Source organism: Planosporangium thailandense, assembly GCF_011947195.1.
GTDB lineage: Bacteria > Actinomycetota > Actinomycetes > Mycobacteriales > Micromonosporaceae > Planosporangium > Planosporangium thailandense.
In genome coordinates, this window is sequence record NZ_JAATVY010000018.1 from 61,901 (window position 1) to 77,484 (window position 15,584).

Sequence of the window (15,584 nt, forward strand, 5' to 3'; positions counted from 1 at the left end):
GCATGGAGCCCCGGGGGGCGTATGAACAGGATCGGGGTACGTGACCCCTTCCTGCCGTGCGTCACCGGGACGGCGGCGGTCCTGGTCGGCATGTACCTGCTCGACCTCGGCGGCCTCACCTTCCGGGTGCTCAGCTGCTGGCTCGCCGTCGCGCTGTGCGCCTCGACGATGGCCTGGTACGCCTACCGGGCGAGCCGGCTGATGGAACCTACCGACCCGCAGCGGCGGTTCTGGACGACGTTCGGTATCTGCGGAGTCGTGTGGGCCTCCGGCGAATGGGCCCAGCTGTACAGCTCCGTGATCAACCCCCGTTCGATCGCCGCGCAGACCGGCACCGGGATCGTCCGAACCGCCACGCTCGGCATCGGCTGCGTCGTGCTGAGCGCGGTGGTGCTCACGTACCCGATCCCGCACCGGTCGGCCCGCGAACGGGTCTGCTACTGGCTGGACCTCGCAACGCTGATCGTCGCGGCCGGCGCCTACGGCCTTTACTGGACCGTCTCCGGCATCCAGCTCAGCCGGGGCACCCTCGCCCGGGAGCTCGGTGTTCGGGCGCTGGGCCCGCTCACCACCATGCTGATCGCGTTCGCGCTCGGCCGGCTGTTCATGAGCGGCGCGTCGCCGTTCAACTGGCATGTCGGGGTGGTGAGCCCGATCGCGGCTGCCACGGAGGGCGCCTCCCGGGTGCTCGGGCCCGCGATGGCCCGGGCCGACCGGGCGTCGTGGATCCTAACGTCGACGTTCATCGTCCACGTGCTGCTGCTGCTGGTGGCGTGGGCGCAGTACAAGCGGTACGTTTCCGGGCCCGGCATGCGGCGCAGAACCCGCAAGCGACCGTACAGTCTCGCGCCGTACGTGGCGATCGCCTCCACCTACGTCCTCCTGACCGCCACCCTCGCCATCGACGGGCTCGACGTGCGGGCATGGGTCGTGCTGGTCGGCGCGATCACCTGCACCGGCCTGGTGGTGGCCCGCCAGCTCGCCGCGTTCGCCGACAATGCGCAGCTGTTGCACGAGCGCGACGCTCTGGCGGCACGGCTGCATGAGCTGGCCTTCTCCGACAGCCTGACCGGGCTGGCGAACCGGGCCATGTTCCTCGACCGGCTCGACGAGGCGGTGCGGCGCGCCCGCCGGGACGGCAGCGACGCCGCGGTTCTGCTCGTGGACCTCGACGACTTCAAACCGGTCAACGACCGCTTCGGGCATGCGGCCGGCGACGCCGTCCTGACGGAGGTCGCGGCCCGGCTGCACGGTTGCGTACCGGAGACCGATGTCGTGGCCCGGCTCGGCGGCGACGAGTTCGCGATCCTGCTCGAGCAGGTGCCGGCCGGCGGATTCTCCGCCATGGCCGACCGCGTCGTACGGGCGCTGGACGTCCCGTGCCGGGTCGCCGGGACCGAGGTCCGGGTGGGCGCGAGCGTGGGCGTGGCGGTGATCCGGGCGGGCGACGACGCCAGCGCGCTGCTCCAGCGCTCCGACGCGGCGATGTACGCTGCGAAATGCCGCGGCAAGGGCACGTTCGAGATCGCGACGGCACCGGTCGCCTGAATCACCGCGACCGCACCGGTCGCGGTCAGAACACGGGCGCGCGGCGCTCCAGGAACGCGGCGAGGCCCTCCCGTACGTCCGGCGCGTGCCGGGAAGCGCGCTCCCACGGCTCGACGGCCCGCTGCGGGTCGTCCCCGACGGCGACCGCGTCGATGACGTCCTTGGCGGCGCCGAGGGTCTGCGGCGAGCGCCCGGCGATGGTCCGCGCCATCGTGAGCGCCCGGTGCTCCAGCTCCCCGGCCGGGACCACCTCGTCGACCAGGCCGAAGCCGGCGGCCTGCGCGGCGTCGACCAGGTCGGCGGTGAACAGCAGATACTTGGCTCGGGCCGGGCCGACCAGCCGTACCAGCCGCGCGGTCGGCACCGCCGGGTACACCACGCCCAGCTTCGCCGGCGTGATGCCCAGCCGGGCGCCCGACTCGGCCAGGCGCAGGTCGCAGGCGGCCGCCAGCTGGCAGCCGCCGCCCACGCAGGCTCCGGCGATGACCGCGATCGTCGGCCGGGGAAACGCGGCGAGCGCCTCCTCCGCCGCCACGTTGGTCGCGTGGTAGGCGTCGGCGGCTTGCGGATCTCCGTACACGTGGCGCAGCTCGCCGATGTCGGCCCCGGCCGAGAACGTGCCGCCGGCCCCGGCCAGCAGCAGCACGCGTACCCGTGGGTCGGCGGCCAGCTCGGCGAACAGCCCGGGCAGCGCGCGCCACATGTCCAGGGTCAGCGCGTTGCGTTTGGCGGGCCGGTCGATCAGCAGCACGGCCACCCCGTCGGAGCCCACGGCCAGGCGCAGGCCTTCGACGTCCGTGGCGATCTCGGCGCGGCCGTCGGTCAGCATGTCGCGATCACGGCGACAGCGTACGAGATCCGCCGGCCGGCCCGGCGTCCGCCGCCGCCAGCCCGGCGCGGGCCGCGGCCGGCCGGGTGTCAGGGGTTCACGGTACGACCGTGGCGAGCTCCTTCGGCATGCTGGCCTTGACGTCCTCCCACTCACCTTCGGTGCCGTACAGCTTGAGCGCCCGCAGCACCGCCGAGACCAGGTCCTGCGTGCCGCCGCGCACCTCGTACGGGAACTCGCGCCGTACCCGATCCAGGAACTCGTCCCTGCTGAGCTTCATCGGCACCTCGCCCGGGCACCAGCCCTCGAAGTACAGGCCGCGTACCAGCATCGGTAGCTGTGCCGACAGCTGCGCCGACTCCTCGACGGTCAGGCGGTCGCGCAGGGCGTGCAGGACACCGCGCAGCGCCGCGTACGACTGGTTTCGGCGTTCCTTGGGCCACCCGTACTCCTGCTCGATCTCTTTGAGAAGGCGGTTGGTCTTGTCAACGGTCGTGTCGAACGAGTGATATCCCGTGGTACCGGCCATCTCGACTCGTCCTTTCTCCTTGTCCTTGCGCACCGGCGGTTCGTCGGCGTCGGTCCTGAAGCAGCCACCTCCGGTACTCGCCGATGCCGTGCCGGTCGATGACGGCGTTCTCCTGCCGGACCGACGGGGCGGTGCGCTCCAGGCAGCCGGGTGGCCATACCTGCCCGGACTGCCGTATTCGCACGCTACGTGCCTACCCGCCGGCCCGGGCTTCATGCGTCGCGAGGGACAACCGGCGTGGGGAGGTATCACCCGTTCCCACCCCGCCGACGGGTGTCCCACCCCCTTTCCCACCCGTCCCGGCCCAGGTTACGAACGCGGGGATCGGGGCAGTGCTGCCGCTATGACAGCCACCGAGATCCGGAGCCAGCCCTGGCTGCACCAGCCCGGCCGGGAGGTTCAGGCGTTCGGTACCGTGCGGGAGTTCCCGGTCGCGCTGTCGAGCGAGACGCGCACGTACTCCTGTGGGCGGCTGAACCGGATCCTGGCGGACACCGAGATCCTCTACGCGCTGTACAAGAAACACCATTGGCTGGTGCGTGGCGTGACCTTCTACCAGCTGCATCTTCTGCTGGACAAGCACGCCGGCGAACAGCGCGAACTGGTGGACACGCTGGCCGAACGGGTGCAGACCCTCGGCGGGATCGCGGTCGGCGATCCGCGCAAGGCCGCGGAAATCACCGCGGTGCCGCGCGCACCGGACGGGGCGGAGGAGGTGCCTGCGATGCTGTCCCGGCTCCTGGAGGCTCACGAGATCATTCTCAAGGAGTCGCACGACGCCGCCGCACGCGTCGCGGAGCTCGGTGACGACGGGACGAACGACCTGCTCGTCTCCGGCGTCATCCGCACCGGGGAGCTGCAGGCGTGGTTTCTCGCCGAGCACCTGGTCGACACGCCGTTGGTCCACGCGGAGGCGCCCTGACCTGGTGGGTGGTACACAGTGGACTACGACCGGTTCATCAGCCTCGTCGAGCAGGCGGCCGGCGTCGACCGGGAGACCGCGGAACGCGCGGCGCAGGCGACGCTCGCGACGCTGGGTGAGCACCTGGGCCGCGACGAATGCCGCCATCTGGTGCCGCAGCTGCCGCCGGAGCTCGGCGGATGGCTCTTCTCGCAGGGCGCCGCGCAGTCGTTCGACGTGACCGAGTTTCTGCGCCGGGTCGCCGAGCGCGAGCACACCGACGAGGCGGCGGCCGAGCTCCATGTCCGTACGGTCTTCCTGGCGCTCGGGCGGGCGTTGAGCGACGACGGGTACGCCCATCTGGTGGCCCGGCTGTCCAACGACTACGTTCCGCTGCTGCCCAAGGGGACGGGCGCCGGCGGGGCCGCCTCCGTCGACGCGTTCCTGGCCGGCGTCGCCCGGCGGGCCCGCGTCGACACCGGCCTCGCCCGCCGGATCACCGACGCGGTACTGGAGACGCTCGGCGAGCGCATCGGGGAAGGCGAGGTCGACGACTTGCTGACCCAGCTGCCGGTCTCGCTGCACCCGTCGCTCACACGCGGGGCGTCCCGGGCGGACGAGACGACGGCCCGCATGTCGGTGGACGAGTTCCTCAACCGGGTCGCGGAGCGCGCCGGCATACCCGCCGAACCCGGTGCGCCGCTGCCGTCGCCGGCCGCCCGCGAGTACGCGAGGGCGGTGTTCAACACGTTGCGGGAGACGGTGCGGGCCGAGTTCTTCGACGTCACCGACCAGTTGCCGAACGAGTACTGGAACCTGGTCACCCGGCAGGGCTGACGCCGCGCGGCATCCGACACTCAGCAAGTTCACAGCGGCGACTACGGGTAGCTCCCAGCCTTCGGCCGCATCATGATCGCCATGGTCGGCAAGCGGCTCGCGGCGGCGGGCATCCTCGCCGCCGCGATGGCCGCGGTGGCCCTGTGGTCGACGACGGCCCTGCCGTCACGTCCCACGGGAAAGCACGCGGCGGTGAGCTCCGCGGCCCTGCGCGCGATCCGCCGCGTGCCGCCGGCGGCCACCACCGTCGCCCTGGCGCCGCAGCGCGTGCCGGCCGCGTCGCAGTCGGCGCGGGTGCCGATGCGGCCGGCGGACGCGTCCCTGGCCGCGTCCTTCGCGGTCGGCGCGCTGGCGCTGCTGGCCGTCGCCGGGCCTCGCCGCAGCCGCGCCGTCACCGTGCCGGCGCGGCCTCCGCGTCGCGGGCGTGCGCCTCCCGGGACCGCCGCACACCACCGCGCCGCGCGTACGCGCGACCACTGACCTGATGCCCGGCGCACCAGCCGGGCTGTCCCCGCACCACCCGTCCGTCATGGAGGCGGTCATGTCCAGCATCACCACCGTCCGGCCCAGCCAGCACGCCGACGTCGTCAACCACCTGCCCGAGCTGCGGGCCATGCTCGAGGAGCAGCGACGCTTCCGGCTCGACCAGCTCGACCAGCTCGCCGCGCAGCAGTCCGTCGGCGACAGCCGGGTCGACTCGCTCGACCTGGGCGCCGACATCGCCCGGGTCGAGGTGTCGGCCGCGGTCGAGGCGGCCGCCCGGCAGGCGCTCGACGACATCGAAGCGGCGCTCGACCGCATGGACCGCGGCACGTACGGCGCCTGCGTGCGCTGCGCCGCGCCGATCCCGGTCGAGCGGCTGCTGGCCATCCCGCAGGCGCCGCTGTGCATGCGGTGCCAGGAGCGGGCCGAACACTTCCGGTAATCCCCCCGCCGGAGATATGGCAGGGCCGCCCGGACCCGGGCGGCCCTGCCTGTTAGATGGGCGTGGACGACCAGGCCGGATCACGACCGAACGCGGCGAGCAGCTGGTCCTGCTCCCCCGTCGGCGCCGGCAGTTCGACGACCGGCCCGATCAGGCCGGCGTGCCGGTACACCTCGGCGCGCTCGGTGAACCACTCGGCGCAGATCCGCACGAGCTCCGGATCGAGCCGGCGGTCGACTCCGATCGCGGCGGCGAGGTCCCAGGAGTGGATGAGGTGGTCGGCGAGCAGTTCGAGCACGTACTCCTCAGCCGGCGTCTCGCCGAACGAAAGGTGCACGGTGCGGTCGAGGACTCCGGGCTCGGCGACGGCCTCCTCGGCCCGCTTGGCCGCCTCGGTGACGGCCCCGATCGGGTCGGTGCCGAGAAGGTCGCCGTCGAAACGTCCGCCCACCTGGCCGATCGTGGCGCCGCCCAGCAGCTCGACGGTCCACCGGTCCTGGCTGACCAGGTGGTTGACCAGCGCCCGCACGTCCCACCCCTGGCACGGCGTCGCCTCCGGCCACTGCTCGGGGTGCACCCGGTGCACCCGGTCGATGAACTCGGTGAGGCTGTGTCTGTAGACGTCGACAAGGTCCATACCGAACCTCCTGGGCAACTATGGGCACCTCGGCGGCTTCAGCCAAGGTTGTGACAGGTCGAAGCGGGAGGCGCCCGGAAGGGAGCGCCGTCTCATCTCGATTACGGCCCGCGTGCGGTGGTGGCTCCTTGTGCTCGCCTTCGGGCGGCCGCGTCCCGTATGGACCGGAGCGCCGGTGGCACCGGGCGAGGTGGACGGCCCGGTCGCCCCGGGCGCGGTCAATGGCCCGGCCATGCCGGGGCAGTCAACTTCCCTGCGGGCGCCACCCGTAAGACAGATTGACTCTACGCGACCACCCCGGTCGCGTCTCTCGCTCACGGAGTCGATCAATTGCACAGGTGGGCAGCGGCTGATCCGCCGTCGCCACGGCCCAGGCGCTGATCATGGACACGGACGCGGCGACGGACAACCATGCAGACATGGACACTCATCAATCAGAAGCCCGCCGGCCACACACCCCCACCCGACGGGCCTTCCTGACCGCCTCGGCAGGGACCGCGGCCGCCGTGGCGGCGCCGCTCATCAGCCATCCCGCCGTGGCCGCCGGCCGACTCGCGCCCACCGGCACCGCGGGCCCCGGCCGGCCGGTGACCCCCCAGCCGCCGGACGCGCAACTGCGCGACCTCCTGCGCGAGCTCGACCAGGGCCGCATCGCTGCCACGGTCAACCGGCTCGTCGGGTTCGGCACCCGACACACGCTGTCCAGCCAGGATGATCCGGCGCGGGGTATCGGCGCCGCCCGGGACTGGATCTACGCGCAGCTTCGGCAGTACGCCGCCGCATCCGGTGGCCGGATGACGGTGGAGCTCCAGTCGTTCGTCCAGGAGCCCGCGCCGCGGATCCCGACGCCGACGCGCATCACCAACGTGGTCGCCACCCTGCGCGGCGACACCGCGCCCAACCGGGTCTACGTCGTGACCGGCCACTACGACTCCCGCGTCACCGACGTCATGGACGCCACCAGCGACGCGCCGGGCGCCGACGACGACGCTTCCGGCGTCGCGGCGGTCCTGGAGATGGCCCGCGTCATGGCCACCCGCCGCACCGAGGCGACCATCGTGTTCGCCGCGGTGGCCGGCGAGGAGCAGGGGCTGTACGGGTCGACCTTCCTGGCCAAGCAACTCAAGGCCGCCGGCGTCGACGTACAGGGCATGTTCAGCAACGACATCGTCGGCGCCAGCACCGCCCACGACGGCACACCGCCGGATCCGCAGACGGTACGGCTGTTCGTCGAGGGCGTGCCGACCTCCGAGACGCCCGCCGAGGCGGCCCTGCGCCAGTCGGTGGGAGGCGAGAACGACGGCCCGTCCCGCCAGCTCGCCCGGTTCGTACGCGAGGTGGCAAGTAACGACGACACCGGGATGACCGTACGGGTGATCTGGCGGCGCGACCGCTATCTGCGCGGCAGCGACCACATCCCGTTCCTCCAACAGGGGTACCCGGCGGGGCGCTTCACCGAGCCCCGGGAGAACTTCGCCCACCAACACCAGGACACCCGCGTGGAGAACGGGGTCCAGTTCGGCGATCTCCCGCAGTTCTGCGACTTCGCGTACATCACGCGGGTGGCGCGGGTCAACACGGCGGCGCTGTGGTCGCTGGCCCAGGCGCCCGGCACGCCGCAGGACGTGAAGATCGTCACGTCGACGCTGACGGACGACACCACCCTGCGGTGGCGCCGCGGCACCGAGCCCGACCTGGCCGGCTACGAGGTGGTGTGGCGCGAGACGACCGACGCGGACTGGACCCACGTCATCGATGTCGGGGATGTCACCTCGACCACGATCGGGCTGTCGAAGGACAACGTGGCCCTCGGCGTACGGGCGGTCGACCGCGCCGGTCACCGCAGCCCCGCCGCCGCGCCACAGCCGTCCACCTGAGGCGGTCAGCGGGGGCACCCCGGCTCGCGCCGACCGGCGAAGGCCGGCGCGAACCGGTCACACCCCCCAATTGGTGCGTCAAAGGACGCTGACCTCACCCGGCGACAGCCGTGGCACCGGTCAGCCGACGGTGGCCCACAAAAGCGACGGTGGCCTACAAGAGGTAGCCGCGCCCTCCTCCGGCCACGGCGTCGCGCCGGCGAACCTGGCGGTTGCGCTCGATCCACGGGTCCACACCCGCCGCCAGCCGGGCCGAGCGGGGCACCGCGCTTCCGTTGAAGATCACTGCTGCGGACCGGCGCCGGTCGGGCGCCGGTGGCTGAACCGGCGGGGTGGCATCTGCCGGGATCGCTCCACCACGCACCTGCCCGGCCCGCGCGACGGACCCGAGCTTCGCGGCCATCAGCCACCCGCAGGCCGGACCGGCACCGGCTGCGACCAGCGCAACGAATGTCACAAGCAATGACCGGTCGCTCACGGCGCCCCCTTCATTCATCCACGTACTTAGACCTAACGATGTAAGCGTCCGTTAGGCATCGGCCGTTACACGGCGAATCTCGCGCCGCCACTCCCGGCTGGACGACATCGCGTCCGCTGTCGACCGTGCGCGACCGGATCCACGGTGGATGGGCGGGCTCCAGCCCGCGGTCAGCCCCGCGTCCCACTACAATAGAGCCATCATCTAACTACAACGCGTATAAGTTTTTCACTATCTGCCACGCGAATGGTGAAGAGAGTCACGTTTTCTCCGCAGTCGTTTGTCGGCGCGCGTCAACCGTGCTTACGGTCGGCAACGTCCGCGACCGCGGGCCTCACGGTCGGTAACGCCGAGTCCTGCCGCCGACCGATGGGAACCGAGAACCAGGCAGGAGCGGGGGACCCACCGTTTCCCGGTACGCCGCACGCTCGTTGCGTACCTCGGGGTGAAGCCGCCACCAGCGCGGCCGGGCTCCTCGGCCCGAACCCGACAGCTCACCTCGTAGGCGTGGAGGTTTTTACATGGCAAACAACCGGTACCTCGCGCGCCACTCCAAGCCGTCGACCACGCGGCTGTTCACCCGGCGTCTGGCGCTCGGGACCGTCGCAGCCGGCGCCGCCGGCGCGGCGTCCCTGCTGGGCCCGGCTTCGATCGCCAGCGCCGACACCGGCGTCAACTGGGACGCCGTCGCCCAGTGCGAGTCGAGCGGCAACTGGCACATCAACACCGGCAACGGCTTCTACGGCGGCCTGCAGTTCACGCAGAGCACCTGGGCCGCGTACGGCGGCAAGCAGTACGCCGCCCGCGCTGACCTCGCCAGCCGCGAGCAGCAGATCGCCGTCGCCGAGCGGGTGCGTCAGGGGCAGGGCATGGGCGCCTGGCCCGTCTGCGGCTCGCGCGGCCGTTCGACCCAGCAGTACAGCGTGAAGGCGGCTTCGGAGCAGAACACGCAGCCGCAGCAGAACACCCAGCCGCAGCAGCCGGCCCAACCGGCTCAGCCGGCCCAGCCCCAGGCGCCGGCGCAGTCCACCGGGCACACCTACGTCGTCAAGCCCGGCGACAGCCTGTCGTCGATCGCCCAGAAGCAGGGCGTCACCGGCGGCTGGCAGGCGCTCTACCAGCTCAACCGCAAGGTCGTGGGCGGCAACCCGAACTTCATCCTTCCGGGTCAGCAGCTCACCTTCTGATACGACGGCGCCGGTGCCCGTCCGTCGCGGACGGGCACCGGCGCCGCTGCCGTTTCACCCCGGCAAGGACATCAGACCGGCAAGGACATCAGACCGGCGAGGACATCAGGCCGGCGAGGACATCGCCGCGGACGGCGGCGCCAGGACCTCGACCCGGTTGCGGCCCTTCTGCTTCGCCGCGTACAGCGCGGTGTCGGCGCGCCCGAGCAGTTCGCTGAGATCGTCCTCGCCCCGGTCCACATGGGCCATCCCGACGCTGATCGTCACCGTCAGCGGCCCGGCGTCGGTCTCCACCGGCCGCCCGCCGACGGCCTCCCGCAGCCGTTCGGCAAGGCCTGCGGCCGCCGCGCCCGTCTCCGGCGTGACGAGCACGAACTCCTCGCCCCCGTACCGGCCCACCAGGTCGCTGTCACGGACGCTCTCCCGCAGCCGGGCGGCGACCGTACGGATCACCTCGTCACCGACCGGGTGCCCGTACGTGTCGTTGATCCGCTTGAAGTGGTCGACGTCGAGCATGATGACCGCGGCGGGGCGCTGATGGCGCTGCGCCACCTGCAACAGCCGGCCCGCCTCGGCGAAGAAGTGGTTGCGGTTGTACAGGCCGGTCAGCCCGTCGATGGTCGCCATCCGCCGTACCTGACTGAACAGGCGCGCGTTCTCGTACGCGGTCATGCCCTGCCCCACGAGCGCCGCCACCACCTGCACCTGGGCGTCCTGCGGCGGCTCGACCCGCTTCGACGCGACCAGCAGCACGCCCAGCGCCTCGCCCCGCTCGACGACCGGGACCGCGAGCCACGACCGGGGCTTGCCGAGCAGCGCGCCCAGCGGACCGTCCCAGCCGGCGCCGTCCGCACCCACGTGCGGGCCGTCGAGCTGTTCGAGCCCCGCCAGGCCGACGGCGTCGTCCGCCGGGTCGAACGACCGGCCCACCGCGGCCGACAGGGCGTCCGAGCCGTACCCGGCCCGCAGCACGTGGCGGTCGCCCTCGCGGCCCAGCAGCGCCGCGGTGTTACCGGGCAGGATGCCGGTCGCCGCGTCCAGCAGCCGGTGCATGACCTCGTCCGGGTCGAGCGTGGCGGTCAGGTCGCTCATCACCGCGCGCAGCGTCTCGGCGACGTCGCGCTGCCTGCGCGCGGTCTGGGCGGCCACCTCCAGCTGGGCGGCGCGCGCCGTCTCCAGCGACACCGCGACGTGATGGGTGATCGCGGTCAGGATGTCGACGTCCTCGGCGGTGAAGATGCCCTTGGCGACCCGACTGTCGAGGTAGACCACCCCGAGCAGCCGGCCGTCGAACTGCACCGGAGCGATCATGATGCTGCGTAGCCCGTGGACGAGCACGCTCCGCGAACCGAGGGCCACGCCCTCCTCGCTGCCGGTGACCACGAGCGGCTCGCAGGTGTCCCGGACCCGCTCCACCAGGCTCGCGCTGTACCCGGTCAGCTTCGCGATGTCGTTGCCCTCGCCGTCGCGGCCCAGGTGCGGCACCAGCTGGTCACGCTCCGCGTCGACCAGGAACAGGTACGCGCGCTCGGCGCCCAGGATCCGGACGGTCTGGTCCAGCGCGACCCGGGCCAGGCGGCGCGGGTCGAGCACCGTCGCGGCGGCGAGGCTCACCTGCTGCAGCGCTGCCAGGCGCCGCCGGTTGAGCGCCCCGGCGCTGCCGCCGGTCGTCACCGTCATCCCGCCGCCGGCCACGGGCGCGACGTCCGTGACACCGAACTCCGCGCGTACCCAACGGGCGCGCACGAGCCAGCGCTGCGCGGTCGCGATCATCAGGGCGACGTGCGCCTGGTCCTCGGCCAGGGCCTGCTCGCCCAGCATCCGGTAGGCGCGGGCCCGGACCCGGGCGGTCTCGTACGCGACGAGCGGCGCGTCCAGCCGCAGCTCCCGCAGCTGGGCGCGGAGCAGGTCGCGCAGCGCCCGCTCGGGTCGGCCGCGCAGCACGTCGAGCTCGGCGCGCGCGACCCGCACGTACGCGCGCAGGATCCGGTCACCGGCGGCCCGCGCCAGCTCCTTCACCGCACGTTCGGCCGCGGCGAGCTGGCGGGCCCGCTCGGCCGGGTCGGCGATGCCCTCGCGGCACTGCGCGAGCCGGCCCATGGCCAGGTCCACGTAGATGGTGCGCTGCTCGGTGAGCAGCTGCCGGGGCTTCAACCGCAGGTCGGCGAAGCGGCGCGCCACGTCCTCGAAGGACGCGCCGAGGTCACCCCGCTCGACGGCGTTGAACAGCTCGACGGACAGCAGCTGGACCGCCAACGACCGGTTGCCGGGATTGGCCCGCACGAGACCGCGCAGCGTCTCCGCCGCGGCCTCCGCCTCTTCCGGACGGCCCAGCAGCGCCGGTACGACAGCGGCGACGGTACCGAGCGTCGCGCCCTCGGTCTTCACACCCGACGCCAACCGGACCGCGCCCCGGTCGTACCAGCGCTCGGCGTCCCTCGCCCGTCCCTGCAGGACCAGGCGCAGGCAGACGGCCGACACCCCGGTGAGGTAGTCGCCCAGTTCCAGCCAGCGCTCATGGTCGGTGAGCGCGCGCTGCCAGAGCTCACCGTTGTCCGCCCCACCCATGGCGGCGCCGACGCCCCGCTTCCACTCGACATCGGCGACGAGGGTGGGGTCGCCGATGGCGGCGGCGGTGGCCGCGGCCCGGTCGAAGATGCGACGCGCCAGCCGGGGCCGGCCGGCGACCGCCGCGACGAGCCCGAAGCCGGCCACGTGCCGGGTGTACTCGGCACCCCGGCCGAGCCGGTTGACCACGTAGTGCGCCCGCAACGACACCAGGACCCGGCGGCTCACCCGCCGGCTCACCGTCGACGCGTACGCGCCGAGGTCGTACAGCATCGCCTGCACCCGGTAGCGTTCCCGCCGCTCGCCGGTCGCCCCGCCGAACCCGATCCTGGTCACGCCGACCGCCAGCCCGGCCACGAACCACGCCAGCGCGGTCAGCACCATGGCGAACCGGCGGCGCGGAACGGGAGTGCCCAGCTCCGCGAGCGCCTGGCACACGGTGTCCCAGGCCCGTTCGGGGTCCCACGCCGCGGTGTGCACCCGGGCCGTCTCCAGCCGGATGTCGGCGCGGCGCAGCCGGGTCGGCTCCTGTCGCAGCGCCCGGTCCAGGTGCTCGAGCGCCTCGACGAACCGGCCGCTGCGGCTGCAGGCGACACCGAGTGCGCGGTGGAAGTCGGCGTCCGGCGTGATGCCCGCCTTCGCGGCGGCGGCCGCGGCGGCCTCGAGGAAGGCGAGGGCCTCGGCGGGCGCGTGGTCGGCGAGGGCGAGCCGCCCCGCCGCCAGGCTCGTCGCGAAGACCCGTTCGGGCGTACGGTCGGCCTCGCCCCGCGCGTAGTGGCGCGCCGTCGCGTAGACGTGCTCGGGATCGTCGGCCCCGCCGCCGTCGAGCGCCTCGGCGATGCGCTGGTGCAGCCGGCGCGTTTCGCCGGAGCTCAGCTCGGCCAGCAGCGCCTCGCGGATGCGGTTGTGCAGGAAGACGTACCCGCCGTCGGCGGCCGTGAGCAGCCGACGGCCCTCCGCCTCGGCCAGCGCGTCGAGGGCCCGGTCGGCGTGCACGTCGCACACCCGCGCGACGAGGTCCGCGCTGAACCGGGTGCCGAGCGCCGCGCCCGCGGCCAGCAGCCGCCGGCTCTCGGCGCCGAGCCCGTCGATGCGCTTGAGGACCAGGTCGAGGGCGTCGCCGGGCAGCTCGAGGCGGTCCAGCGCCGGCAGGTCGAGCTGCCACCCGTCCCAGGACGGGCTCATCAGCCCGGCGTCGATGACGGCGCGCATGTACTCCACGACGGCGAGGGGGTTGTCGCCCACCCGGGCCAGGAGCTGGCGGGTCACCTCTGCCGAGAGCCGCATGGAGCCGAGCTGGAGCATCACCAGCTCGGCGACGGCCTGGTCGTCCAGCGGCCCGAGACGCAGGTGGAGGTCGACGGCCTCGCCCATCTCCGTCCGGAAAGACCCGACCGCCGGCTCGCTGTCGACGTCGTCACGCGCCGTGGCGACGACCAGCAAGGGCACCTCGGACAGCCGGACCGCGAGCTGCTGGAGCACGCGGCGGCTCGGCGCGTCGAGCCACTGGACGTCGTCGAGATGGAGGACCGCTCCGCCGGCGGTCTCGGCGAGATCCACCAGGAAGGCGGCCGCGGCGTTCGTGAACTGCTCCGCGCGGTCGTCGTCGCCGAGCTCGGGCGCCGACACGAGCGCGGCGAGCATCGGCGACAGCGCGCGGAGCAGCCCACCGGCCGGGCCGACCGCGCGGCGGATGCGGCGGTGCTCGGCGGCGCGTTCGGCCGGCGGAAGCTGGTCGACGGTGCGCAGGTACTGCTCGATCGCGGCGCGCAGCGGCGCCAGGGGCACCGGATCGTCGGGTACACACCTGCCCTGGAGGACGACCTGGCCGTGGGAGCGCACGGTACGGCTCAGCTCGCGCACGAGCCGCGTCTTGCCGGCGCCCGGCTGGCCCTCGACCAGGGCCACTCCCCCGCGGCCGGCCCGCGCCCGGTGCCAGCGGGTGGTCAGCTGCTGCAGTTCGCGGGCCTGCCCGACCAGCCGGTCCTCGCCGTCGGCCGGTCCGCCGGAGCCGGTGGCACCGGGCGGGAACACCGCGTCGGGCTCGGCGCGCAGGCGCTCCAGGTCGGCGAGGAGGTGCTCGCCGCCGGCGTACCGGTCGTCGGGGTCCTTGGCGAGCAGCTTGGCGATGATCGCGGCGAAGGTCGGCGAGACGTCGGGCCGGACGGTGCGGACATCGGGCACCGGGGCCGTCGCGTGCAGCCGGATCAGATCGCCCGCGTCGTCGGCCTGGTAGGGCGGTACGCCGGTGAGGCATTCGTAGAGGACCGCCCCGAGCGCGTACAGGTCTGACCTGCCGTCGACGGGTCGCTTCAGCATGCCGGTCTGTTCCGGGGCGGTGTAGACGAGGGTGCCGGCCACCGCGTCGTCGGGCATCCCGCCGCGCGCGGCCAACCCGAAGTCGATCAGCCTGGCGGTACCGTCGGCGCCGAGCAGGATGTTGTCGGGCTTGACGTCGCGGTGCACGAGTCCGGCCCGGTGGACCGCGGCGAGCGGGCCGGCGAGATCGGTGGCCAGCCGGAGCGTGCGCGCCTCGTCGAGGCCTCCGTCGCGCAGCGCCTGCGTCAGCGGCCCGCCCTCGATCAGCTCGAGGAGCAGGTACGGACCGGCGTCGACCCGGCCGACGTCGAAGATGCGCGGCAGCAGGGGGTGGTCGACGCAGGCCAGCAGCGCCGCTTCCCGGCGCAGGGCGGCGAGCGCCCGGTCGACGTCGACGGTGGACGAGGTGAGCAGTTTCAGGGCATAGTCGACGCCCAGCCGGCGGACGCGGTAGACGATCGTCTCCGCGCCGCGGCCGAGCTCTCCGACCACCTCGACGCCCGGTAGGACGTCGGTGCCCACCTCGAAGCTCATCCCTGCCCGTGACCCGTCCCTCGTCGGCGGGCGCGGGGCGCGCTCGCCTACATCACACGGGTCATCGGCACGCGGTAGGACGACCGAAGGAATTTGGTGATTATGCGTGATCCACTAATCACCTAGAGTATTTGAACGGTTACGGGTCGACGGCCGACGCCAGCCCGCCCGCGCCGCGCGGGTCCCGGCCGCCGTGCTGGCGGCGGATCAGCTCGGTGACCTGCCGTTCGAGGATGGGCTGCACCGCTCGCCGCTCCTCCTCCAGGGCCATGGTCAGCGCGCCGCACGGGTAGCTCCGGCTGCCACAGCGGCAGCCGAGCCCCGCCGCCCGCCCCAGCCACCACAGGCGGGGCCGGTGCGTGGCCTTGATACGCGCGATGTCACTGTCCTCCATGACCGCACCCCCTCACCGTCG

The 15,584-nt window shown here is 73.1% G+C and carries 13 protein-coding genes and 1 riboswitch; of the genes, 7 read left to right on the top strand and 6 right to left on the bottom strand.

Annotated elements, in window-relative coordinates; translation table 11 throughout:
- The first annotated feature begins 21 nt into the window (after positions 1 to 21).
- A complete protein-coding gene (locus tag HC031_RS34860; protein ID WP_167927305.1) occupies positions 22 to 1,548 on the top strand; it encodes a diguanylate cyclase domain-containing protein in 1,527 nt (508 codons plus the stop codon).
- 25 nt (positions 1,549 to 1,573) lie between these two features.
- Here HC031_RS34860 and HC031_RS22155 read toward each other — a convergent pair whose 3' ends face one another.
- Positions 1,574 to 2,377 (bottom strand): enoyl-CoA hydratase/isomerase family protein, encoded by an 804-nt coding sequence (locus tag HC031_RS22155; protein WP_167927306.1) that lies wholly within the window; start codon positions 2,375 to 2,377, stop codon positions 1,574 to 1,576.
- Positions 2,378 to 2,474: 97 nt separating this feature from the next.
- The gene (locus HC031_RS22160; protein ID WP_167927307.1) at positions 2,475 to 2,906 is read right to left on the bottom strand and encodes a DUF2267 domain-containing protein; all 432 of its coding nucleotides are present in this window, start codon (positions 2,904 to 2,906) and stop codon (positions 2,475 to 2,477) included.
- Between the two features lie 343 nt (positions 2,907 to 3,249).
- Between HC031_RS22160 and HC031_RS22165 the strand changes: the two genes are divergently transcribed.
- The 4 genes from HC031_RS22165 (at position 3,250) to HC031_RS22180 (ending at position 5,569) form a co-directional block, all read left to right on the top strand.
- Entirely contained in the window at positions 3,250 to 3,828 is a 579-nt protein-coding gene (locus HC031_RS22165) for a Dps family protein (RefSeq protein WP_167927308.1), read from the top strand.
- Between the two features lie 18 nt (positions 3,829 to 3,846).
- Positions 3,847 to 4,644, top strand: a complete 798-nt coding sequence (locus HC031_RS34475; RefSeq protein WP_167927309.1) for a DUF2267 domain-containing protein — start codon at positions 3,847 to 3,849, stop codon at positions 4,642 to 4,644.
- Positions 4,645 to 4,725: 81 nt separating this feature from the next.
- A complete protein-coding gene (locus tag HC031_RS22175; RefSeq protein WP_167927310.1) occupies positions 4,726 to 5,124 on the top strand; it encodes a hypothetical protein in 399 nt (132 codons plus the stop codon).
- Positions 5,125 to 5,185: 61 nt separating this feature from the next.
- Positions 5,186 to 5,569, top strand: coding sequence for a TraR/DksA family transcriptional regulator (locus tag HC031_RS22180; protein ID WP_167927311.1), 384 nt, complete (start codon positions 5,186 to 5,188; stop codon positions 5,567 to 5,569).
- A 52-nt stretch (positions 5,570 to 5,621) separates the two neighbouring features.
- On the opposite strand, the gene HC031_RS22185 is transcribed toward HC031_RS22180, so the two are convergent.
- Positions 5,622 to 6,206, bottom strand: a complete 585-nt coding sequence (locus HC031_RS22185) for a TIGR03086 family metal-binding protein (protein WP_167927312.1) — start codon at positions 6,204 to 6,206, stop codon at positions 5,622 to 5,624.
- A gap of 419 nt (positions 6,207 to 6,625) precedes the next feature.
- Here HC031_RS22185 and HC031_RS22190 point away from each other — a divergent pair, with 419 nt between their 5' ends.
- On the top strand, positions 6,626 to 8,083 hold the full coding sequence (locus HC031_RS22190; protein ID WP_167927313.1) for a M20/M25/M40 family metallo-hydrolase: 1,458 nt from the start codon (positions 6,626 to 6,628) through the stop codon (positions 8,081 to 8,083).
- Between the two features lie 154 nt (positions 8,084 to 8,237).
- Here the strand turns inward: HC031_RS22190 and HC031_RS22195 are convergent, their stop codons facing one another.
- The gene (locus tag HC031_RS22195) at positions 8,238 to 8,486 is read right to left on the bottom strand and encodes a hypothetical protein (protein WP_167927314.1); all 249 of its coding nucleotides are present in this window, start codon (positions 8,484 to 8,486) and stop codon (positions 8,238 to 8,240) included.
- A 439-nt stretch (positions 8,487 to 8,925) separates the two neighbouring features.
- Positions 8,926 to 9,084: riboswitch (cyclic di-AMP (ydaO/yuaA leader) on the top strand.
- Between HC031_RS22195 and HC031_RS22200 the strand changes: the two genes are divergently transcribed.
- The gene (locus tag HC031_RS22200) at positions 9,083 to 9,748 is read left to right on the top strand and encodes a LysM peptidoglycan-binding domain-containing protein (RefSeq protein WP_167927315.1); all 666 of its coding nucleotides are present in this window, start codon (positions 9,083 to 9,085) and stop codon (positions 9,746 to 9,748) included. It overlaps the preceding riboswitch by 2 nt.
- A gap of 105 nt (positions 9,749 to 9,853) precedes the next feature.
- Here HC031_RS22200 and HC031_RS22205 read toward each other — a convergent pair whose 3' ends face one another.
- Both HC031_RS22205 and HC031_RS22210 read right to left on the bottom strand, forming a co-directional pair.
- A complete protein-coding gene (locus tag HC031_RS22205; protein ID WP_167927316.1) occupies positions 9,854 to 15,169 on the bottom strand; it encodes a diguanylate cyclase in 5,316 nt (1,771 codons plus the stop codon).
- A gap of 139 nt (positions 15,170 to 15,308) precedes the next feature.
- The gene (locus tag HC031_RS22210) at positions 15,309 to 15,563 is read right to left on the bottom strand and encodes a hypothetical protein (protein ID WP_167927317.1); all 255 of its coding nucleotides are present in this window, start codon (positions 15,561 to 15,563) and stop codon (positions 15,309 to 15,311) included.
- Positions 15,564 to 15,584: the final 21 nt, after the last annotated feature.